This window comes from Catellatospora chokoriensis (assembly GCF_011297315.1).
GTDB classification, from domain to species: Bacteria; Actinomycetota; Actinomycetes; order Mycobacteriales; family Micromonosporaceae; genus Catellatospora; species Catellatospora citrea.
The window spans coordinates 15,975-35,846 of the sequence record NZ_JAAOTI010000043.1; the positions used below are offsets into that span (position 1 = coordinate 15,975).

20 protein-coding genes and 1 pseudogene are annotated in these 19,872 nt (G+C 72.2%); 1 reads left to right on the top strand and 20 read right to left on the bottom strand.

Annotated elements, in window-relative coordinates:
• Positions 1 to 5 precede the first annotated feature (5 nt).
• The 10 genes from folP to HAV39_RS39210 form a co-directional block, all read right to left on the bottom strand.
• Complete coding sequence (gene folP / locus HAV39_RS39165; RefSeq protein WP_191844165.1) at positions 6 to 896, bottom strand: dihydropteroate synthase; 891 nt, start codon at positions 894 to 896, stop codon at positions 6 to 8.
• Complete coding sequence (pheT, locus tag HAV39_RS39170) at positions 896 to 3,376, bottom strand: phenylalanine--tRNA ligase subunit beta (protein WP_191844166.1); 2,481 nt, start codon at positions 3,374 to 3,376, stop codon at positions 896 to 898. The genes folP and pheT overlap by 1 nt, the downstream gene beginning before the upstream one ends.
• 2 nt (positions 3,377 to 3,378) lie before the next feature.
• On the bottom strand, positions 3,379 to 4,470 hold the full coding sequence (gene pheS / locus HAV39_RS39175) for a phenylalanine--tRNA ligase subunit alpha (RefSeq protein WP_191844167.1): 1,092 nt from the start codon (positions 4,468 to 4,470) through the stop codon (positions 3,379 to 3,381).
• Between the two features lie 342 nt (positions 4,471 to 4,812).
• The gene (locus HAV39_RS39180) at positions 4,813 to 5,631 is read right to left on the bottom strand and encodes a TrmH family RNA methyltransferase (protein WP_239120904.1); all 819 of its coding nucleotides are present in this window, start codon (positions 5,629 to 5,631) and stop codon (positions 4,813 to 4,815) included.
• Between the two features lie 8 nt (positions 5,632 to 5,639).
• Positions 5,640 to 6,011, bottom strand: coding sequence for a 50S ribosomal protein L20 (gene rplT / locus HAV39_RS39185; RefSeq protein ID WP_120320125.1), 372 nt, complete (start codon positions 6,009 to 6,011; stop codon positions 5,640 to 5,642).
• A 40-nt stretch (positions 6,012 to 6,051) separates the two neighbouring features.
• The gene (rpmI, locus tag HAV39_RS39190; protein WP_120320124.1) at positions 6,052 to 6,246 is read right to left on the bottom strand and encodes a 50S ribosomal protein L35; all 195 of its coding nucleotides are present in this window, start codon (positions 6,244 to 6,246) and stop codon (positions 6,052 to 6,054) included.
• 72 nt (positions 6,247 to 6,318) lie between these two features.
• Complete coding sequence (gene infC / locus HAV39_RS39195; RefSeq protein WP_120321948.1) at positions 6,319 to 6,894, bottom strand: translation initiation factor IF-3; 576 nt, start codon at positions 6,892 to 6,894, stop codon at positions 6,319 to 6,321.
• 345 nt (positions 6,895 to 7,239) lie between these two features.
• Positions 7,240 to 7,683, bottom strand: coding sequence for a PH domain-containing protein (locus HAV39_RS39200; protein WP_373311851.1), 444 nt, complete (start codon positions 7,681 to 7,683; stop codon positions 7,240 to 7,242).
• A gap of 202 nt (positions 7,684 to 7,885) precedes the next feature.
• Positions 7,886 to 8,731: an ATP phosphoribosyltransferase gene (gene hisG / locus HAV39_RS39205; RefSeq protein WP_191844169.1), complete on the bottom strand. Its 846-nt coding sequence runs from the start codon at positions 8,729 to 8,731 to the stop codon at positions 7,886 to 7,888.
• A gap of 113 nt (positions 8,732 to 8,844) precedes the next feature.
• Positions 8,845 to 9,108: a phosphoribosyl-ATP diphosphatase gene (locus HAV39_RS39210; protein WP_120321946.1), complete on the bottom strand. Its 264-nt coding sequence runs from the start codon at positions 9,106 to 9,108 to the stop codon at positions 8,845 to 8,847.
• A gap of 93 nt (positions 9,109 to 9,201) precedes the next feature.
• On the opposite strand from HAV39_RS39210, the gene HAV39_RS39215 reads away from it, so the two are divergent.
• Entirely contained in the window at positions 9,202 to 10,149 is a 948-nt protein-coding gene (locus HAV39_RS39215) for an NADP-dependent oxidoreductase (protein ID WP_191844170.1), read from the top strand.
• Positions 10,150 to 10,186: 37 nt separating this feature from the next.
• Here HAV39_RS39215 and HAV39_RS39220 read toward each other — a convergent pair whose 3' ends face one another.
• The 10 genes and pseudogenes from HAV39_RS39220 to def all read right to left on the bottom strand — a co-directional run bounded on the left by HAV39_RS39220 (position 10,187) and on the right by def (position 19,726).
• On the bottom strand, positions 10,187 to 11,095 hold the full coding sequence (locus tag HAV39_RS39220) for a GerMN domain-containing protein (RefSeq protein WP_191844171.1): 909 nt from the start codon (positions 11,093 to 11,095) through the stop codon (positions 10,187 to 10,189).
• 109 nt (positions 11,096 to 11,204) lie between these two features.
• Positions 11,205 to 11,678, bottom strand: a complete 474-nt coding sequence (gene ribH / locus HAV39_RS39225; protein ID WP_155389914.1) for a 6,7-dimethyl-8-ribityllumazine synthase — start codon at positions 11,676 to 11,678, stop codon at positions 11,205 to 11,207.
• Positions 11,678 to 12,910 (bottom strand): bifunctional 3,4-dihydroxy-2-butanone-4-phosphate synthase/GTP cyclohydrolase II, encoded by a 1,233-nt coding sequence (locus tag HAV39_RS39230; RefSeq protein WP_191844172.1) that lies wholly within the window; start codon positions 12,908 to 12,910, stop codon positions 11,678 to 11,680. Before HAV39_RS39230 ends, ribH begins: the two co-directional genes overlap by 1 nt.
• 2 nt (positions 12,911 to 12,912) lie before the next feature.
• On the bottom strand, positions 12,913 to 13,515 hold the full coding sequence (locus tag HAV39_RS39235; RefSeq protein ID WP_191844173.1) for a riboflavin synthase: 603 nt from the start codon (positions 13,513 to 13,515) through the stop codon (positions 12,913 to 12,915).
• 40 nt (positions 13,516 to 13,555) lie between these two features.
• Positions 13,556 to 14,644, bottom strand: coding sequence for a bifunctional diaminohydroxyphosphoribosylaminopyrimidine deaminase/5-amino-6-(5-phosphoribosylamino)uracil reductase RibD (ribD, locus tag HAV39_RS39240; protein ID WP_191844174.1), 1,089 nt, complete (start codon positions 14,642 to 14,644; stop codon positions 13,556 to 13,558).
• 254 nt (positions 14,645 to 14,898) lie between these two features.
• A pseudogene (locus HAV39_RS39245) lies at positions 14,899 to 15,840 on the bottom strand (GGDEF domain-containing response regulator); the annotation flags it as partial.
• Positions 15,841 to 15,842: 2 nt separating this feature from the next.
• On the bottom strand, positions 15,843 to 16,550 hold the full coding sequence (gene rpe, locus HAV39_RS39250) for a ribulose-phosphate 3-epimerase (protein ID WP_191844175.1): 708 nt from the start codon (positions 16,548 to 16,550) through the stop codon (positions 15,843 to 15,845).
• A 234-nt stretch (positions 16,551 to 16,784) separates the two neighbouring features.
• A complete protein-coding gene (locus tag HAV39_RS39255; RefSeq protein ID WP_239120905.1) occupies positions 16,785 to 18,242 on the bottom strand; it encodes an RsmB/NOP family class I SAM-dependent RNA methyltransferase in 1,458 nt (485 codons plus the stop codon).
• Complete coding sequence (fmt, locus tag HAV39_RS39260; RefSeq protein ID WP_191844176.1) at positions 18,239 to 19,165, bottom strand: methionyl-tRNA formyltransferase; 927 nt, start codon at positions 19,163 to 19,165, stop codon at positions 18,239 to 18,241. Before fmt ends, HAV39_RS39255 begins: the two co-directional genes overlap by 4 nt.
• 3 nt (positions 19,166 to 19,168) lie before the next feature.
• Positions 19,169 to 19,726 (bottom strand): peptide deformylase, encoded by a 558-nt coding sequence (gene def, locus HAV39_RS39265; protein WP_191844177.1) that lies wholly within the window; start codon positions 19,724 to 19,726, stop codon positions 19,169 to 19,171.
• Positions 19,727 to 19,872: the final 146 nt, after the last annotated feature.

Consider the following 19,872-nt stretch of genomic DNA (forward strand, 5'->3'; position numbering starts at 1 on the left):
TGACCTCACATGTTGTGCACGGTGTAGGCGGGCTGCCGCCAGCCCAGGATCGCCTCGGTCATGCGCACCGCGTCCACGGACTCGCGCACGTTGTGCATGCGCACGATCCGGGCCCCGAGCATGATCGAGGCCACCGCGGCGGCGAGGCTGCCGGACAGCCGCTCCCCCTGCGGGCGGTTCAGCGTCTCGCCGACGAAGTCCTTGTTGGAGACCGCGGCCAGCATCGGGTAGCCGACCGCGGCGATCTCCGGCAGCCGCCGGGTCAGCTCCAGGGTGTGGAACGTGTTCTTGTTCAGGTCATGGCCCGGGTCGATGACGATCTGCTCCGGGCGTACGCCCCGCTCCAGCGCGACCGCGACCCTCGACCGCAGGAACTCCGCGATCTCCCCCGCCACGTCGGCATACTGCGGCCGGGGGAAGTGGGTACGCGGTTTCGCCCGGCTGTGCGTGACGATCAGCTGGGTGTGCGGGTGCGACGCGACCAGGTCGGCCAGCGCGAGGTCGTGCAGGCCGGTGGTGTCGTTGACGACGTGCGCGCCCGCGTCCAGGCACGCCCGCGCGACGTCGGCCCGGAACGTGTCCACGCTGATCACCAGGTGCGGGTGCCGCGCGACGGTGGCCAGCACCACCGGCAGCACCCGCTCCAGCTCGACCTCGGCGGGCACGTCGCCGCCCTCGGGCGAGAACTTCACCCCGCCGATGTCGACCCAGTCCGCCCCCGCGGCGGCCGCGGCATCCACTGCCGCGACCGCCGCGTCGAGCGCGTACGTGGCCCCCTTGTCGTAGAACGAGTCGGGGGTCCGGTTCACCACCGCCATCACCGCGACCTGGCGGTCGAAGTCGAACTCGCGTCCGGCGATGACCCGCGACGCTGCGGCGATGTCGGGGACGAACATCAGGCGCCGCGCAGGACCGCGCCGAAGCGCCGCGCCGTGACGGCCACCGCCGCGTCCCGGGCCGCGACCGCCTCCTCGACGGTCAGCGTCCGGTCCGGCGCGCGGAACGTCAGCTTGTACGCCAGCGAGCGCTGACCGGCGCCGAGCTGCTCGGACGTGTACACGTCGAACAGCCGCACCGACTCCAGCAGCGGACCCGCGCCCTCGGTCAGGGCCGCCTCGACCTGCGCCGCGGGCACCTCCGACGCCAGCACCAGGGCCACGTCGATCAGCGCGGGCGGGAACGTCGAGAACACCGGCGGCGGGGTCGGCCCCGGCAGCGGCACCGCGTCCAGGTTCAGCTCCATCGCGCAGGTGCGCTTGGGCAGGTCCAGCGCGGTGCAGACGGCCGGGTGCAGCTCGCCCGCGTGCCCGACGACGACGCCGTCGACGGAGATCGCGGCGCACCGGCCCGGGTGCCAGGGCGCCTGCTGGACGGCGGCGACGCCGATCGACGCGTCCGGCACGGCCGCGGCCGACAGCACCTCGCGTGCCGCCTGCACGGCGTCCGACCAGGACGCCGCCCGGCCGGGGCCCCACCAGCCGGAACGCTCGAACTCGCCGGCCAGCACCACGGCCACGTGCCACGGCTGCGCCGGGACGGAGGCGTTGGCCTTCTCCCACAGCGCCGGGTCGGGACGGCCCGCCACGCCCATCACCGGCGGCACGCCGGCGGACAGGTCGGGCAGGAACACCAGGCCCTGCTCGAACAGCGCGACGTCGCGCTGGCCCCGGCCGACGTTGCGCTTGAGCGCGGTCAGCAGCGGCGGCAGCAGGCTGGTCCGCATCAGCGGTTCCTCGTCGGACAGCGGGTTGGCCAGCCGCACCGCGTCGATGGGCAGCCCGAGCGCCGACAGCGCCGCGGCCGACACGAACGGGAACGACAGCACCTCGACGTAGCCCTGCTCGGCCAGCGCCCGGCCCACCGAGCGCTTGCGGCGCTGCGACGCGGTCAGGCCGTTGCCGGGCGGGGCGACGGGCAGCACGCTGGGCACGTTCTCGAAGCCGTCTAGCCGGACGACCTCCTCGACGAGGTCCGCGGGCTGGCGCAGGTCGGGCCGCCAGGACGGGGTGATCACGTCGACCCGGTCGTCGTACACCGCCACGTCGCAGCCGACCTCGGTGAGCAGGTCACCGATGCGGTCGACGGAGTAGTCCACGCCGATCAGCCGGCTGGGCTCGGTCGCCGCCATGGAGATCATGGTCGGGTCGCCGGGGTGGTTCAGGTCGAGGATCTCCGCGCCCGCCGTGCCGCCGCCGTGCTCGACCAGCAGCTGCACCGCCCGCTCGATGGCGACCAGGCACAGCTGCCGGTCGACGCCGCGCTCCCAGCGCTTGGCGGCCTCGCTGAACAGCTTGTGCCGCCGCGCCGTGCGCCCGACCATGGTCGGGTCCCAGTGCGCTGCCTCGAACAGCACGTTCACCGTGCCGTCGACGACCTCGGAGGTCTGCCCGCCCATCACGGCGGCCAGTGAGATCGGGCCGGTGTCGTCGCAGATCACCATGTCCTCGGCGGACAGCACGCGCGCCTGGCCGTCCAGGGTGGTGAGCTTCTCTCCCTCGGTCGCCCGGCGCACGACGAGCCCGCCGGTGATCCGGTCGGCGTCGAAGGCGTGCATGGGCTGGCCGAGTTCGAGCATCACGTAGTTGGTGATGTCGATGGCCAGGCCGAGCGTACGCACACCGGCGGTGAGCAGCCGCTTGGCCATCCAGTCCGGGGTCGGCGCGGTCGGGTCGACCCCGCGTACCAGCCGGGCCGCGAAGCGGTCGCAGCCCTGGGTGTCCTGGATGGTCACCGGCCAGGCCGGGGCCGCCGTGCCGCCGGGGGCGGGCGCGAGACCGGGGTCGGTGAACCGGGCCTTGAACGAGTGGCCCAGCTCGCGGGCCAGGCCGCGCACCGACATCTGGTATCCGCGGTCGGGCGTGACCGTGACGTGCACCTCGATGTCGTCGAGGCCGACCACCGGGCGCGCGTCGTCGCCCGGCTGCGCGGTCACCGACTCGGGCAGCACGATGATGCCGTCGTGGTCGCCGGACAGGCCCAGCTCCGCCGCGGAGCAGATCATGCCGTGCGAGTTGCGGCCGTACGTCTTGCGCGCGCCGATGGCGAAGCCGCCGGGCAGCACGCCGCCAGGCAGGATCACCACGACGCGGTCGCCCTCGGCGAAGTTGCGCGCGCCGCAGACGATCTCCTGCGGTGCGCCGGTGCCGTTGGCCTGGCCCACGTCCACGGTGCAGAAGCGGATCGGCTTCTTGAACTCGGTCAGCTCCTCGATGGTCAGCACCTTGCCGACCACCAGCGCGCCCTGCACCGAGTGGCGCTGGTCGGCGATCTCCTCGACCTCGATGCCGAGGTCGTTGAGCGCGAGGTCGAGATCGGCCTCGGAGAGGTCCGCGGGCAGCTCGACATGCTCACGCAGCCATGACAGTCCGACCTTCATGGTCAGTGCACCTCCATGCCGAACGCGCGGGTGAACCGCACATCGCCTTCGATCATTTCCCGCATGTCGCTCAGGCCGTTGCGGAACATCAGGGTCCGCTCGATGCCCATGCCGAACGCGAAGCCGGAGTACACCTCCGGGTCGATGCCGCAGGCCCGCAGCACGTTCGGGTTGACCATCCCGCAGCCGCCCCACTCGACCCAGCGCGGGCCGTCGCGGTGCTCGGCGAACCAGACGTCGAACTCGGCCGACGGCTCGGTGAACGGGAAGTAGTGCGGCCGCCAGCGGGTGCGCGCGTCCGGGCCGAACATCGCGCGGGCGAAGTGGTCCAGCGTGCCCTTGAGGTGCGCCATGGTGATGCCCTTGTCCACGACCAGGCCCTCGACCTGGTGGAAGACCGGCGCGTGGGTCGCGTCGAGCTCGTCGGTGCGGTAGACCCGGCCGGGCACCACGACGTAGATCGGCGGCTTGCGGCTGAGCATGGTGCGGGCCTGCACGGGCGAGGTGTGGGTACGCAGCACGAGGCCGGACTCCGTCGCCCCGGTGGCCGACTCGGCGGCCTTCACCCAGAACGTGTCCATCAGGCCGCGGGCCGGGTGGTCGGGCGAGATGTTGAGCGCGTCGAAGTTCGCCCACTCCAGCTCGACCTCGGGACCCTCGGCGATCTCGTAACCCATGCCGATGAACAGGTCGCCGACCCGCTCCATCAGCGTGGTCAGCGGGTGGCGGGCGCCGCGGGGGCGGCGGTCCCAGGGCAGGGTGACGTCGACGGCCTCGGTCTCCAGCACGCGCTGGGCCTGCTCGGCCTCCAGGATCACGTGGCGCGCGTCGTACGCGGCCTGGATCGCGGTGCGGGCCTCGTTGACGCGCTTGCCGGCGTCGGACTTCGCGGCGGGCGGCAGCGCGCCGATCTCGCGGCGGGCCAGCGACACCGCCGAGCGGTCGCCCAGGTGCGCGGCCTTCTGCACGGCCAGCGCGTCAAGGTCGTTGGCGTCCGCGAAGGCCTTGTCCGCCGCGGCGACGGCGTCGTCGAGGGCGGCCGGATCGAGCATCGCGGCCTGCTTGGGGTCGTACGGATCGTGACGGTATGTCATCAGAACTCCAGATCGGCAACCGGATCAGTCTAGGCGTAGGGCCAGGACGGGCACGCGCGGCTTCGCCGCCGCCCACCGGTGCGACCTGAGAGGAAGAGCTGAGCGCAGTCAGTTCCGCCGCCCGCCACCGGCGGGCTGACTAAAGGAACGGCGCTTCATGACAGTTCTTCCCTCTCCACGGTTCTCGCCCAGGAGCATACCGCCCCACCGTCCGGCCCCGCGCCCCCGTTACCTGCCCCCCGCATAGACGTCGGCCTATTACATCGATTATTTGTAGATCAAACTCGATGTCATAGGCCAACGTCTGTGAAAAGCGGAGCGGGTGGCGACGCGGTGCGCGAGTCAGGCCGGGCGGCGCTGGGCGCGGGCGGAGGCGTAGAGGCAGACCGCGGCGGCGGCGGCGAGGTTGAGGCTCTCGGCGCGGCCGTGGATCGGCACGCGCACCGCCGCGTCGGCGGCGTCGCGCAGCTCGTCGGGCAGCCCGTGCGCCTCGGAGCCGAACAGCCACGCGGTGGGCCGCGCCAGGGAGCCGTCGTCGGCGAGGTCGTCGAGGTCGGTCGCGCCGTAGCCGGAGGTGGCCAGGGTGCGCAGGCCCGCTTCGCGCAGCGCGGCCAGGGTCGCGGCGGCGTCGGGGGCGCGGACCACGTCGAGGTGGAACAGGCTGCCGGCGGAGGCGCGTACACACTTGGGGTTGAAGGGGTCCACGGCGTCGCCGGCGAAGATCACGGCGGTGGCGCCCGCGGCGTCGGCGGTGCGCAGCACCGTGCCGGCGTTGCCGGGGTCGCGGATCTCGACGGCGACCGCGACCAGCCGGGGCACACGGGCCAGCGCGGCGTCGAGGGGCACGTCGAGCAGGTCGCAGACGGCGATCACGCCCTGCGGGGTGACCGTGTCGGCCAGCGAGGCCATCGCCTCGTCGGTCACCACGGAGAAGTTCGCGCCGCGCAGCAGCGTGCGGTGGCGGGCGTGGCCGTCCTCGGTCACGAAGATCTCGCGCACCGCGCCGGCTTCGAGGGCTTCGCGGACCGCCTGCGGTCCCTCGGCCAGGAAGCGCCCGGCCTTGTCCCGCTCGCGCCGGCGGTGCAGCTTGACAGCGGCAACGACCCGGGGAGTCCGCTGCGTGAACAGCGGGTCCCCGGGTCGCTGGAAGTGCTGCGTCACCGACGGGCTCAGGCGGCCTGAGCCTCGGCGACGGCCTTCTTGGCCACCGCGACGATGCCGGCGAACGCGGCCTCGTCGTTGACGGCCAGGTCGGCCAGGATCTTGCGGTCCACCTCGACACCCGCGAGCTTGAGGCCCTGGATGAGGCGGTTGTACGTCATGCCGTTGGCACGAGCGCCCGCGTTGATGCGGGTGATCCACAGCTGCCGGAAGTCGCCCTTGCGGTCCTTGCGGTCGCGGTAGGCGTACTGCATCGAGTGGAGGATCTGCTCCTTCGCCTTGCGGTACAGGCGGGAGCGCTGGCCGCGGTAACCGCTGGCGGCCTCGAGCAGGGTACGGCGCTTCTTCTGGGCGTTGACCGCCCGCTTGACGCGTGCCATATCAGCTTCTCCTTAAAGGTTTCCGTCTAAAAGGCGCGCGTCAGCGGCCGAGCATCTTCTTGATGCGCTTCTCGTCGGCCTTGGCCACCGGGACCGTGCCGCTCAGGCTCCGGGTCTCCTTGGAGGACTTGACCTCCAGGCGGTGGCGCAGACCAGTCTGCTCGCGCATGATCTTGCCAGAGCCGGTCACCTTGACCCGCTTGGCCATGCCGCTGTGCTTCTTCATCTTCGGCATAGGAAGTTCTCCCCTGTTGCAGAATCTCGCCGCACAGCGGGGGCTGTGCGGCAGGTGCCCTATCGAGCGTCGTCAGGCCTGTGCCGAGGGCTCGGCCAGGGCCTCCTCGGCCTCCGCACCGGTTCCCTCGTCGCCCTTGCGGCCGGCGAGCTTCACGCTGCGGTGCGGCGCGAGCACCATGATCATGTTTCGCCCGTCCTGCTTCGCCGACGACTCGACGAAACCGACCTCCGCGACCTCTTCCTCCAGCTTGCGCAGGAGGCGGAAGCCAAGCTCCGGGCGGCTCTGCTCGCGACCGCGGAACATGATCGTCACCTTGACTTTGTCCCCGGCCTTCAGGAACCGCACGACGTGACCCTTCTTGGTCTCGTAGTCGTGCGAGTCGATCTTCGGCCGGAGCTTCATCTCCTTGATGACCGTCTGCTGCTGGTTACGCCGGGCTTCCCTGGCCTTGAGCGCGCTCTCGTACTTGAACTTGCCGAAGTCCATGAGCTTGCAGACCGGCGGGCGTGCCATGGGCGCAACCTCGACCAGATCCAGATCGACATCGGCGGCCAACTGCAGGGCGCGCTCCAGCGGGACGATGCCCACCTGCTCGCCCTCGGGGCCGACCAGCCGGACCTCACGTGCCCTGATCTGATCGTTGATGCGTGGCTCGACGCTGATGTGGCCTCCCTCAATCGTGTTCCGCACCGCCGTGTTCGCGGCGATGCGCTTGGCGTCTGACCGAAAGCAGAAGGCCCAGGCGACAGCCTGGGCCCGCTCGACCGGTCTGGGTGCACGCCAAGTGCACGACCTGAGATCAGGACAGAGTAGTCCTTCACCAGGTGACCGGACCCGGACCGCTCAAAGGCGTTCGGGTGGGAGCAGGCGCTCCGCTTGCCTCCGGGTTGCCGGACCAGGCACAAGGCACGATCACGGGCAACCGGAAAGGTCGACTCGCAAAGATTACCACAACCCGGGATTGCATCCCCGGGCCGGGGACGCTATGGCTCAGCTCACGGCCGCAGCGGGCTCCTCGGCGCGGGCCGCGGTCCGCAGCGCCCGCAGCGCCTGCACGGCCTCCAGCGCGTACGCCCGGTCCACCGCCTGCACGGCGAGCACCGAGACGGTGTCGTCGTTCTCCAGCTCCAGGCTCATCCAGGGCTGGTTGCGCTCGATGTTGATCGCGCGCACGGCGCCCCAGGGCAGCTCGTACCCACCGATGATGTTGCGGACCCGCACGCCGTCGGCGTCGGCCTCGACCCGGGGCCGGGCCACGGCCATGATGCCCAGGGCGAAGACCACCCCAAGACCGATCATGGCGTACTGGTCGCCCTTGCGGAACACACCCTCGCCGACCTCGGTCAGCGCGGTGCCGATCACGGCGAACAGCACCACGACGACGACCGCGGCCGCGATGCACACCTTCCGGGTGCGCTGGGGCCGGAAACTCACACGCTGTCCCTCACTGCTCACCTCGCCGAGTCTGCCACGCGCTCCGCCGACGGCCGCCACCGCCACGGTTTTTAATAGACGTTGGCCTATCACATCGAATATTTGTAGATCAAACTCGACGTGATAGGCCAGCGTCCATGCATGGCGAGGGGCCGGCCTGGCGGCCCGGGCGGCTGACCGGGTCACCTCGACCGGGCCGCGGTCACAGGCGGCAGGCGTGGATGTCGGTGACCAGGATGGCGCGGGCGCCCAGGTCGTACAGCTCGTCCATGATCCGGTGCACCTCGGTGCGCATGACCATCGCCTGCACCGCGACCCAGCCTTCGCGGTGCAGCGGCGACACCGTCGGCGACTCGATGCCCGGGGTCAGCGCCACCGCGCCCTCCAGCCGGTCGGCGCGCACGTCGTACGCGAGCATCACGTACCGCCGGGCCACCAGCACGCCCTGCAGCCGGCGCAGCAGCTGGGTGACCGCGCCGTTGCGCGGCCCCTCGGGGCGGCCGACCAGCACCGCCTCGGAGACCAGGATCGGCTCGCCGACCGGGACCAGCCCGGCCTGGCGCAGCGTGCCGCCGGTGGCCACGACGTCGGCGATCACGTCGGCGACGCCGAGGCGCACCGCGTTCTCCACCGCGCCGTCGAGCTTGACGACGTCGGCCTTGATCTCGTGGTCGGCGAGGAAGCGCTCGACGACGCCGGGATACGCGGTCGCGATCCGGCGACCGGCGAGGTCGGGCAGGTCGCGAACGGTCTCCGGGGGCGCCGCGAAGCGGAACGTGGCCGGCGCGAAGCCCAGCGGCAGCAGCTCGCCGACCGGGGCGCCGGAGTCGACCAGCAGGTCCTGCCCGGTGATGCCCAGGTCGAGGTCGCCGGAGCCGACGTACACCGCAATGTCGCGCGGCCGCAGGTAGAAGAACTCGACCCCGTTGTCGGCGTCGACGCACACCAGGTCGCGGTCGTCGCCGCGCTGGCGGTAGCCCGCCTCGCGCAGCATGTCGGAGGCAGGTTTGGACAGGGTGCCCTTGTTGGGCACGGCAATGCGAAGCATTTCTCGACTCGTCTCTGTGATCAACTTTAGTTGATCATGAAGTTAGGGCAGCGACACACCGTCGAACACGGCCATAAGTTCATGATCAACCCGGGAGGAGGGCCGGGGCGGGATCACAGATGTCGGTAGACGTCCTTGAGGGTGAGGTTTGCGGCCAGCATCAGGACCTGGGTCTGGTAGAGGAGCTGGGAGATCTCTTCGGCGGCCCGCTCGGGGCCCTCGTGCTCGGCCGCCATCCAGGACTCCGCCGCTTCCTCGACCACCTTCTTGCCGACCGCGTGCACCCCGGCGGTGACCGCCTTGACGGTGCCGGAGGCCGGGTCACCCGCGGCCACCTTGGCCTGCAGCTCCTCGAACAGCTCCTCGAACGTCTTCACGCGGGCCATTCTGCCCGATCCCGGCCGGGGTGCCCGCATCACCCGGCCGCGCGGCACATGCTGGGACACGCCCCGAACGAGGATCATGGGGGTATGACCGAACGCATGCTGGCCATACGCCAGGACAGCCTGGGCGGGCCCGAGGTGCTCCGGCTGGCCGAGGTGGACCGCCCGTCCCCGGGCCCGACCGAGGTGCTGGTGCGGGTGCGCGCCGCCGGAGTCAACCCGGTGGACTGGAAGGTGCGCACCCGCGGCGGATCCTTCGGCAACCCGCCCTTCACGGTGGGCTGGGACGTCTCCGGCGAGGTCGCCGAGATCGGCGCGGGGGTGACCCGGTTCGCGGTCGGCGACGAGGTGTTCGGCATGCCGCGCTTCCCGCAGGCCGCGAGCGCCTACGCGCAGTACGTCACCTCGCCGTCGCGCCACCTGGCCCGCAAGCCCGCCGGGCTGGACCACGTGCACGCTGCGGCACTGCCGCTGGCCGCGCTCACCGCCTGGCAGGCCCTGGTCGACACGGCGCAGGTCAGCGCGGGGCAGCGGGTGCTCGTGCACGCCGCCGCGGGCGGGGTGGGGCACCTCGCGGTGCAGATCGCCAAGGCCAGGGGCGCGTACGTGCTCGGCACGGCCCGCGCCTCGAAACACGAACTACTGCGCGAGCTGGGCGTGGACGAGCCGATCGACTACACCTCGTACGACTTCGTCCAGGTCGCCACGGATGTCGACGTGGTGCTGGACACGGTCGGCGGGGAGTACGAGGACCGCTCACTGCACACGCTGCGCCCCGACGGCATCCTGGTCGGCATTCTGAACGCGGGCACTGCCGCCGAGACCGCCCGCAAGGCGCAGGCCCTGGGCGTACGCGGCACCGGCATGCTCGTCGAACCCGATCACACGGGGCTGGAGGAGGTCGCCGCGCTGATCGAGGCGGGCGAGTTGCGCCCGCTGGTGGCGGCGACGTTCCCGCTCGCGGAGGCCGGGCGGGCGCACGAGCTGGGCGAGACCGGCCAGACCTCCGGCAAGATCGTGCTCACGGTCGACTGAGCGGTGGGGCCGCACCCCGGCGCGGCCCCGCCCTCGTTCACTTCACGGTGACGGTGTGGTTGTCGACGAACATCCTCGTGCCGTCGTTCTCCGAGATGTCGAAGACCTCGATCACGTACGTGCCGGTGGGCAGCGACAGCCGCAGCTTCGCCTCGCCCTGGGCCGGGCCGCCCGCGTCCAGCGTGATGAATCCCTCCCGGACCACCGTGGTCCCCCGCCTGACCTCGTAGTTCATGGTGGCCTCGAAGACCATGCCCGCCACGTGCAGGGTGAAGTCCTTGGGCACGGTCGTGCCCTCCTGCGGGTCGATGAGCCACACCGGCAGCAGCGTGTCCACCGCGGGGGCGCGGCGCAGCGCCTCCTTGGTGCCGACGTGGCCCCACAGCTCGTCGACGGGCTTGCCGTCGAGGTGGATGCGCACCTTCGGCTTGCCGCTGACTGCGGTCGCCGTCCACACCAGCTGCTGCACCGCCTGGTGGGCGGCGAAGGAACCGGCGTCGCCGTTGATCCGCGACCCGGCCAGGTCGACGGTCACGGTGTCGCCCGCGACGGTCACCCCGCGGACCCGGGCGCTGGCCGGCCACATGCTGGAGTAGTCGGAGTCGTACGCGGTGCGGCCGTCGAGCATCTCGGCGACCGCGGCCTTCACCTTGGCCGCGGCCGAGCCGTCGCCGGTGGACAGCCGGTGGAACTCGCGGACCAGCTTCGGTTCGCCGCGGTCGTTGGCCAGGTAGTAGACGGCCAGCGACCCGGCAGTGTTCGCGGGCGGGGCGGGTTCTTCGGTGGAGCCCGGCGCGCTGGGCGAGGGCGCGGTGGTGCCCGGCGCGGCCGAGGCCGACGGCGCCGCTGACCCCGTGGGGTCCGGTGCGGGTGTGGTGGGGGTGCACGCGGCCGACAGCGCGACGAGCGCCACCGGCAGCAGCACGCGGAACCTCAGCGCAGACATACCTCAGGTGTACGTCGGCCTGCGGAAGGTCACCACCCGCCGTTCAGGTGCAAGGAAGGGCACCTTCTTAACGGACGTCCGTTAAGAAGGTGCCCTTCCTTGCAGTAGGTCAGCGCTGCAGGGCGCGGAGCGTGACGGCGGCGTCGAGGGCGGCGACCACCGCGCCCCACCCTTTGTCCTCGCTGGACTCCGGCAGCCCGGCGCGATCACGAGCCTGCTCCACCGTGTCCACGGTGAGCACGCCGTGCGCGACCGGGGTGGACTCGTCCAGCGCGATGCGGGTCAGGCCCTCGGTCACCGAGGAGCTGACGTACTCGAAGTGGGCGGTCTCGCCGCGGATCACCACGCCGAGGGCCACCACGGCGTCGTGCCGGCGGGCCAGGGCCTGGGCGACCACGGGCAGCTCGACCGAGCCGGCCACGTGGGCGACCTGCACGTCGGCCACGCCGCACGCCTTGGCCGCGGCCTGCGCCCGGTCGAGCATCTGCTCGACCAGGTCGGCATGCCAGCGGGTGGCGACGATGCCGAGGCTGAGCCCGGTCGCGTCCACGGTCGACAGTTCGGGGGCGCCGTGACCGGCCATCAGCTCAGCCCTTCCAGGTCGTCCAGCTCGGACAGGTCCAGGTCGTGGCCCATCCGGTCGCGCTTGGTACGCAGGTAGCGCAGGTTCTCCGGATGCGGCCGGATCGGCAGCGCCTCGCGGCCCACCACCTTCAGCCCGTACCCGTCCAGCCCGGCGCGCTTGGCCGGGTTGTTGGTGAGCAGGCGCATCGTGCGCACGCCCAGGTCGTAGAGGATCTGCGCGCCGGTGCCGTAGTCGCGGGCGTCGGCGGGCAGGCCCAGGTCGAGGTTGGCGTCGACGGTGTCGCGGCCGGCGTCCTGCAGCTGGTAGGCCTGCAGCTTGTGCAGCAGGCCGATGCCGCGGCCCTCGTGCCCGCGCACGTAGAGCACCACGCCGCGGCCCTCCTCGGCCACCTTGCGCAGCGCCGCCTGCAGCTGCGGGCCGCAGTCGCAGCGCACCGAGCCGAACACGTCGCCGGTCAGGCACTCGGAGTGCACCCGGACCAGCACGTCCTGGCCGTCGCCGACCTCGCCGTAGACCAGCGCCACGTGCTCGGCGTTGTCGTGGGTGGCGTGGTAGCCGACGGCGGTGAAGTCGCCGTACTCGGTGGGCAGGCGGGCCTCGACGACCCGGCTGACCAGCTGCTCGGTGCGGCGGCGGTAGGCGATGAGGTCGGCGATGCTGATCAGCACCAGCTCGTGTTCCTCGGCGAAGCGCTGCAGGTCGGGCAGGCGCATCATGGTGCCGTCGTCGTTGACCATCTCGCACATCGCGGCGGCCGGGTGCAGGCCCGCCAGCTGGGCGAGGTCGACGCCGGACTCGGTGTGCCCGGGGCGGCGCAGCACGCCGCCGGTCTTGGCGCGCAGCGGCACCACGTGGCCCGGCCGGGCCAGGTCGGTGGGCTTGGTGGCCGCCTCACCGAGCAGGCGCAGGGTGCGCGCGCGGTCCGCGGCGGAGATGCCGGTGGACACGCCCTCGCGGGCGTCGACGGTCACGCAGTACGCGGTGCCGCGGCGGTCCTGGTTGGTGTAGTACATCGGCGGCAGTTCGAGGCGGTCGGCCTCCTCCTCGGTGATCGCCACGCAGATGTAGCCCGAGGTGTAGCGCACGGTGAAGGCGACCAGCTCCGGCGTCGCCAGCTCGGCGGCGAAGATCAGATCGCCCTCGTTCTCGCGGTCCTCGTCATCGACCACGATGACCGGTTTGCCCGCCTTGATCGCCGCAATCGCGTCTTCGATCGTGTTGAGTCCCATGTTCACTTCGCTCCCCGCTGCGCTGCGACCAGCTTCTCGACGTACTTGGCGATCACATCGACCTCCAGGTTCACCAGCGCGCCGGGCTGCTTGCGGCCGAGCGTGGTGAGCTCCAGCGTGGTCGGGATCAGGCTCACCGTGAAGGACTCGTCGTCGACCGCGACCACGGTCAGCGAGATGCCGTCCACGGTGATCGACCCCTTCTCCACGATGTACCGGGACATGCCCTCCGGGAGCAGGATCCGGACATCTTCCCAGCCGCCGCCGGGGTTCTTCGAGGCGATCGTGCCCACGCCGTCCACGTGGCCCTGCACGATGTGCCCGCCCAGGCGGGTGGCCGCGGTGACCGCGCGCTCCAGGTTCACCCGCTCACCGGGGGCGATGGAACCGAGCGAGCTGCGGTCGAACGTCTCCTTCATGACCTCGGTCTCGAAGGTGTCGCCCGCGGTGGAGATGACGGTCAGGCAGACGCCGTTGACCGCGATCGAGTCCCCGTGCTTGGCGTCGGTGACGACCAGCGGGCCGCGCACCGTGACCGTCGCCCCGTCGCCCTCCCAGGCGAGGCTGACGATCTCGCCGAGCTCTTCCACGATGCCGGTGAACACTCGTTCCTCCTCGCGTGCCGGCGACTGGCGTCCGGCCGTGTCACAAAGTGCCGCTGTCCGCGCTCACGCGCGGACGGGCGGTCAGGCGCAGATCCGGCCCGACACGGTCAACATCTAGCACCTCGAGATCGATGGCGTCCGTGATGGTCGTCACCCCGGCACCGACGAGTGCGGCCGGTCCGTCGCCGAGCAGCTTCGGCGCGACGTACGAGATGATCAGGTCGACGAGGCCCGCGGCCAGGAACGCACCGGCCAGTCGGGGCCCGCCTTCGAGCAGCACGCTGCGGATGCCCCGGTGGTGCAATTCACTCAGCACCGCGCGCAGATCCACCCGGCCCTCGTCGTCCCCGCCGAGCAGCGCGGTGGTGGCGATCAGCGTCGGCGCGGCGCCGTCGCGCACCCGGGCGCCGGCGGGCGTACGCCCGTGCGAGTCGATCACCACGCGCAGCGGCTGCCGGATGGCCAGGCTGCCGGTGCGCAGGTCACGGGTGGTCAGCCGGGGGTCGTCGGCGAGCACGGTGCCGACGCCGACCATGATCGCGTCGACGGTGCCACGCAGCCGGTGCACGTCCATGCGGGCCGCCTCGGAGGTGATCCACATGCTGGTGCCGTCGGCCGCCGCGGAACGCCCGTCGAGCGTGGAGGCGGTCTTCCAGATCACGTACGGCCGGCCCCGGCGCACCGAGGTGAGCCAGGCGATGTTGCCGTCCTCCGCCTCGGCGGTGCGCACCCCCGTCAGGACCTCGACGCCGGCGTCACGCAGGGTCGCCTCGCCGCCCGCCGCGAGGGGGTTGGGGTCGTCCACGGCGATCACGACCCGGGACACGCCCGCGCGGATCAGCGCCTGGACGCAGGGGCCGGTGCGGCCGGTGTGGTTGCACGGCTCCAGGGTGACCACGGCGGTGCCGCCGCGGGCCTTCTCGCCCGCCTGGGCCAGCGCCACGATCTCGGCGTGCGGGCCGCCCGCGTACGCGTGGAAGCCCTCGCCGACGACGTGCCCGGCGGAGTCCAGCAGCACGCAGCCGACGACCGGGTTCGGGCTGGTGGTGCCCAGTCCGCGCGCGGCGAGCTCGATCGCCCGGGCCATGGCCTTGTCCTCGGCCGGGCTGACCGTGGGTAACTGCCCCATCCGCTCAAACCTCCCTGCGTGTCATGCTCGGCCGGTGCCGTCCTCCGCGTCGTTGCGGGATGGCACCCAGCGGCCGCTCCAGCAGGCGGTGTGTGCCTGACCGGCACGCCAGTGTGTCACGCGTGCGGGCCGGTTTCGGCGGCGGTGTCGCTCTCTGTGACGCGCTGCTGTGGCAGCGCCGGCGGGTGATCCTCGGCGGGTCGCCGCCGGGGCAGCGGTCCGGCCGGGTCCGCGGGCGCGGGCGGGCGGTCCGAGCGCTGGTCCAGGGCGACGTAGTTGCCCTTGTTCTTCTTCGCCGCCGCCTTCATCTCGGACGCGACCGCGACGACCTCCCCCGGGTGGCCGAACACGCGGCTGGTGGACAGGGCCACCCCGATGGACAGGGTGACGAGGTTGACCTCGAAGACGACGCCGCGCCGGTCGACCACCTCGAGGTAGCCGCGGGCCGAGTCGATCGGGTCGTACAGCGCGTCGGAGGCCCGCTGGAAGTCGTAGATCGCGTAGCTGGTGATCTCCTGCACCTGGGAGGGGTGGCAGACCACCACGAAGTCGTCGCCGCCGACGTGGCCCAGGAAGGCGGGCGGCAGGCCCACCGACACCGTGGCGCGTCGCATCGACCGGGCCAGCGCGCTGATGAACTGGTCGCCGCGACCGAAGCCGTACACGTCGTTGACGCTCTTGAACCGGTCGATGTCGACGTAGCAGACGGCGTAGTCGTCGCCCGTCTTCAGCCGGTCGGCGATCTCGCGCAGGATGCGGGTGTTGCCCGCCAGCCCGGTCAGCGGGGAGACCTCCCGCGCCTCCTGGTTGCGGCGCAGCGTGGCGCGCACCCGGGCGATCAGCTCCGAGGTGTCGAACGGCTTGACGATGTAGTCGTCCGCGCCCGCGGCCAGCCCGGCGACCTTGTCGGAGGTGAGCGCCTTGGCGGTGAGCACGATGATCGGCAGCGCGGTGACCATCGGGTCGGCGCGCAGCCGCCGGGTCAGCTCCAGTCCGTCCATTTCGGGCATCATCAGGTCGACCAGGGCCAGATCGGGGCGGCGATGCTCCAGCAGCGCCAGCGCCTCCGGGCCGCTGTGCGCGCTCATCACGTCGAACCCGTGCAGGCGCAGGTTGACCTCGACCACGCGCACGATGTCCGGATCGTCGTCGACGACCAGGATCAATTCGGCCTGGCCGGCTGCCTGCGGCTCGATGGTCAAACTGTCCTGCCCCCACTGTCCGATGTGGTCTGACGAACGCGGGCCGCCTCCGCCAGAGCACGCAGTTTACGACAGGCCTGCGCCGGATCGTCGGCTCCGTACACCGCGGTTCCCGCGACGAACGCGTCGGCGCCCGCGAGCGCCGCGGCCTCGATGGTGTCGGCCGCGATGCCGCCGTCGACCTCGATCCGGATGTCCAGGTGGCCCGCGTTCACGTGCCGCCGCGCGGTGCGCACCTTGTCCAGCATCTCGGGCATGAAGGCCTGGCCGCCGAAGCCCGCCTTGATGGTCATCACCAGGATCGTGTCGAAGTGCGGCAGCAGTTCCAGGTACGGCTCGATCGGGGTGTCGCGGTCCACCGCGAGCCCGGCCAGGGTGCCGGCCGCGCGCAGATCCTTGGCCAGCGCCACCGGATCGGCGCAGGCCTCCGCGTGGAACGTCACGTTGTACGCGCCGAGCTGCGCGTACGCCGGAGCCCAGCGTTTCGGGTCCTCGATCATCAGATGGCAGTCGAACGGGATGCCGGTGGACTGGCGCAGGCTGGCCACCACGGGCGGGCCGATGGTCAGGTTCGGCACGAAGTGGTTGTCCATCACGTCGACGTGCAGCCAGTCCGCGGCTCCCTCGACCGCTCGCGCCTCGGCGGCGAGATTCGCGAAGTCCGCGGCGAGGATGCTGGGGGCGATGATGATGTCCGGTGTCACACGATCAGCTTACGGAGCGTGAAGCGAGTTTCGCTCGCCGCGTCCCCCTCCCGCCGTCACACGACGGGAGGGGCTTCTCAGTCATTCGGCCGTTGCGACAGCGGGCTCCACACCCTCGCCGCCGGCCAGGTCCGGCAGCACTCTGGCCCGAGATGCCGGGCACGGTCCAGGCGGCCGCGCCGGTCCGCGGCGGCCACCCCGGTCCCGGCCGAGCCGAGGCCCCCGGACTGGCACTCAGGCCTTGCGGCGCAGCAGGGCCAGGAACATCGCGTCGGTGCCGTGCCGGTGCGGCCACAGCTGCACGGTCGGGCCGTCGCCCAGGCCCGGCATTCCGGCGGGCAGCGACTGCCGAGCGTCGACGAACTCGACGTCCATTCCGGACCGTCGCACCGCCTCGGTCACGCTGACCTGCGTCTCCACCAGGTGCGGGGAGCAGGTCACGTACGCCACCAGCCCACCCGGGCGCACGGCCCGCAGCGCGGCGGTGATCAGCTCACGCTGCAGCTTGGTCAGCGGCGGGAGGTCCGACGGCTGCCGCCGCCAGCGCGACTCCGGCCGCCGCCGCAGCGAGCCCAGGCCCGTGCACGGCGCGTCCACCAGCACCCGGTCGAACCCGCCCTCGGGCAGGTCCCGGTCTGCACCGACGCTGCGCCCGTCGGTGCAGACGACGGTGGCGGGCAGGCCGCGCACCGCGTTGGCGACCATGTTCGCCCGGTGCTCGGTGACCTCGACCGCGGTCAGGTGCGCGCCGCGCTGGGCGGCCAACGCGGCCAGCAGGCCCGCCTTGCCGCCGGGTCCGGCGCACAGGTCGAGCCAGCGCTCGTCCTGGCCCTCCAGCGGGGCGTCGATCAGGGCGCTGGCCACCAGCTGGCTGCCCTCGTCCTGCACGTGCGCCCGGCCGGTCTTGATCTCGACCAGCTCGCCCGGCGAGCCGCCGCCGAGGTAGACCGCGTACGGGGAGAACGCGCCGGGCTGGCCGCCGACGGCGTCGGCGAGTTCGACCGCGTCGGCGCGGCCGGGCCGGGCGCACAGGTGCACCTCGGGCCGATCGTTGTCCGCGCCGAGCAGCTGGGCGGTCTCGGCGAGATCGCCGCCGAGGGCCTCCCGGAACGCCCGGACGATCCACTCCGGATGGTTCTCGGTGACCGCGAGGTGGCCGACCGGGTCGTCCTGCGCGGACGGTGCCACCTGGGCCAGCCAGGCGTCCAGGTCGCGTTCGGCGATCCGGCGCATGACCGCGTTGGCGAAGCCGGCCGCGCCGGGCGCGACCGAGTGCACCAGGTCGACCGTGGAGGCGACGGCGGCGTGCGACGGCACCCGGGTGTGCAGCACCTGGTACGCGCCCAGGCGCAGGGCGTCACGCGCCGGCGGGTCGATGCGCGAGATGTCCCGGTCCGCCGCCGACGCGATGATCATGTCGAGGGTGCCCCGGGCGCGCAGCGTGCCGTAGGTCAGCTCGGTGGCGAACGCCGCGTCGCGGCCGAACAGGCCCGCCTCGCGGAGCAGCCCCGGCAGCACCAGGTTCGCGTACGCGTCGTCGCGGTGCACCGCCAGCAGGGCCTGGTACGCCGCCATCCGGGCCGGGTCGTGGGCCGGTCGGCCGGCGCGTGGCCCGCGCCCGCCCCGGGCGTCGCGGTCGTGCTGGCGCGGCTTGGCCGCACCGGAGCTGCTGCCCCCGCGGAACGATGTCACGAGAAGCTGTCCTCACCCTCGACGCGGACCCCACGGGCCCAGTCCACCGCCGACATGGGCTTCTTGCCCGCGGCACGTACCTCACCCAGCTCCACCGGACCGGTGGCGGTGCCGACCAGCACCCGGCGCTTCTCGACGAGCAGATCGCCGGGCTTGAGCGCGGGGCCGTCGGCGACCGGCAGCACCGGGCCGAGCTTGACCCGCTCGCCGCGGAACGTCGTCCAGGCGCCCGGTCCGGGCGTGGTGGCCCGCACCCGCCGGTCGACGGCGAACGCGGGCTCGTCCCAGCGCACCTCGGCGTCCTCGACGGTGATCTTCGGGGCCAGGGTGACGCCGTCGGCGGGCTGCGGCACGGCCCGCGCGGCACCCGCGCCGATCGCGTCGAGCACCGTCACCAGCAGGCCCGCGCCGTCCACGGCGAGCCGCTCCAGCAGGTCGCCGGAGGTGTCGCGGGGACGGATCGTCTCGGTCAGCGTGCCGAACACCGGGCCGGTGTCCAGGCCCGCCTCCAGCTGGAACACCGAGGCGCCGGTGAACTCGTCGCCGTGCCAGACCGAGTGCTGCACCGGGGCCGCGCCGCGCCACGCGGGCAGCAGCGAGAAGTGCAGGTTCACCCAGCCCTGCGCCGGGATGTCCAGGGCCGCCTGGGGCACCAGCGCGCCGTACGCGACGACCGGCACGCAGTCGGGGGCCAGCTCGCGCAGCCGGTCCAGGAACTCGGGCTCACGCGGGCGGGCCGGGGTGAGCACCTCGATGCCGCGCTCGTCGGCCCAGGCGGCCACGTGCGAGCGCACCATCCGCCGCCCGCGGCCCGAGGGCGCGTCGGGGCGGGTGACCACGGCCAGCAGCTCGTGGCCGGACTTGGCGATGGCGTCCAGGGAGGGCAGCGCCACCTCGGGCGTGCCGGCGAAGACCAGGCGCACGGGCTACCTCCCCAGGCCGAACGGGCTCGGGGCGGCGTGCGGGGAGACCTTGACGACGGTCTTCGCCGGGTCGTACCACTCGGCCCGGCGGATGTCGCGCAGCGCGGCCTTGCGCGCCGCCATGTCCAGCCGCTCGATGAAGATGATGCCGTCGAGGTGGTCGGTCTCGTGCTGGATGCACCGCGACATCAGGTCGGTGCCGACGATCTGCAGCGCGTCGCCGGACTCGTTGAAGCCCTTGGCGATGACGTTCTTGCGGCGCTTGGTGTCGTAGTACAGCCCCGGCACGGACAGGCAGCCCTCGTCGCCGTCCATCTCCTCCTCGTCGGGGAAGTGCAGCACCGGGTTGATCAGGTGGCCGACCACGTCGTCCACGTCGAAGCTGAACACCCGCAGCCCGACGCCGATCTGCGGCGCGGCCAGTCCCACGCCTCCGGCGTCGCGCATGGTCTCGGTCAGGTCGCGCACGAGCCCGCGCAGTTCCTTGTCGAAGGTGACCACCTCGTCGGCGGCGGTGCGCAGCACCGGATCGCCGAAGAGTCGGATGGGCTGGACGGTCACAGGGGTCGTCTCCTCGGCAGTCGTACGAAGGGCAGTGCTGATCAGTCTACGGAGTGCCCCGTGCCCGCCTGCACGATCGGTCGCGCGGCGAGGGCTTTGTCCTGTTCTCGACGCCGCCGACCGGGGGCGAGATCACTGTTTCGTGC

Excerpts from the sequence above, each read along its gene's own strand:
- folP (WP_191844165.1), bottom strand. The coding sequence starts at position 896 with ATGTTCGTCCCCGACATCGCCGCAGCGTCGCGGGTCATCGCCGGACGC.
- pheT (WP_191844166.1), bottom strand. The coding sequence starts at position 3,376 with ATGAAGGTCGGACTGTCATGGCTGCGTGAGCATGTCGAGCTGCCCGCG.
- pheS (WP_191844167.1), bottom strand. The coding sequence starts at position 4,470 with ATGACATACCGTCACGATCCGTACGACCCCAAGCAGGCCGCGATGCTC.
- rplT (WP_120320125.1), bottom strand. The coding sequence starts at position 6,011 with ATGGCACGCGTCAAGCGGGCGGTCAACGCCCAGAAGAAGCGCCGTACC.
- rpmI (WP_120320124.1), bottom strand. The coding sequence starts at position 6,246 with ATGCCGAAGATGAAGAAGCACAGCGGCATGGCCAAGCGGGTCAAGGTG.
- hisG (WP_191844169.1), bottom strand. The coding sequence starts at position 8,731 with ATGCTTCGCATTGCCGTGCCCAACAAGGGCACCCTGTCCAAACCTGCC.
- HAV39_RS39215 (WP_191844170.1), top strand. The coding sequence starts at position 9,202 with ATGACCGAACGCATGCTGGCCATACGCCAGGACAGCCTGGGCGGGCCC.
- HAV39_RS39220 (WP_191844171.1), bottom strand. The coding sequence starts at position 11,095 with ATGTCTGCGCTGAGGTTCCGCGTGCTGCTGCCGGTGGCGCTCGTCGCG.
- ribH (WP_155389914.1), bottom strand. The coding sequence starts at position 11,678 with ATGGCCGGTCACGGCGCCCCCGAACTGTCGACCGTGGACGCGACCGGG.
- HAV39_RS39230 (WP_191844172.1), bottom strand. The coding sequence starts at position 12,910 with ATGGGACTCAACACGATCGAAGACGCGATTGCGGCGATCAAGGCGGGC.
- ribD (WP_191844174.1), bottom strand. The coding sequence starts at position 14,644 with ATGGGGCAGTTACCCACGGTCAGCCCGGCCGAGGACAAGGCCATGGCC.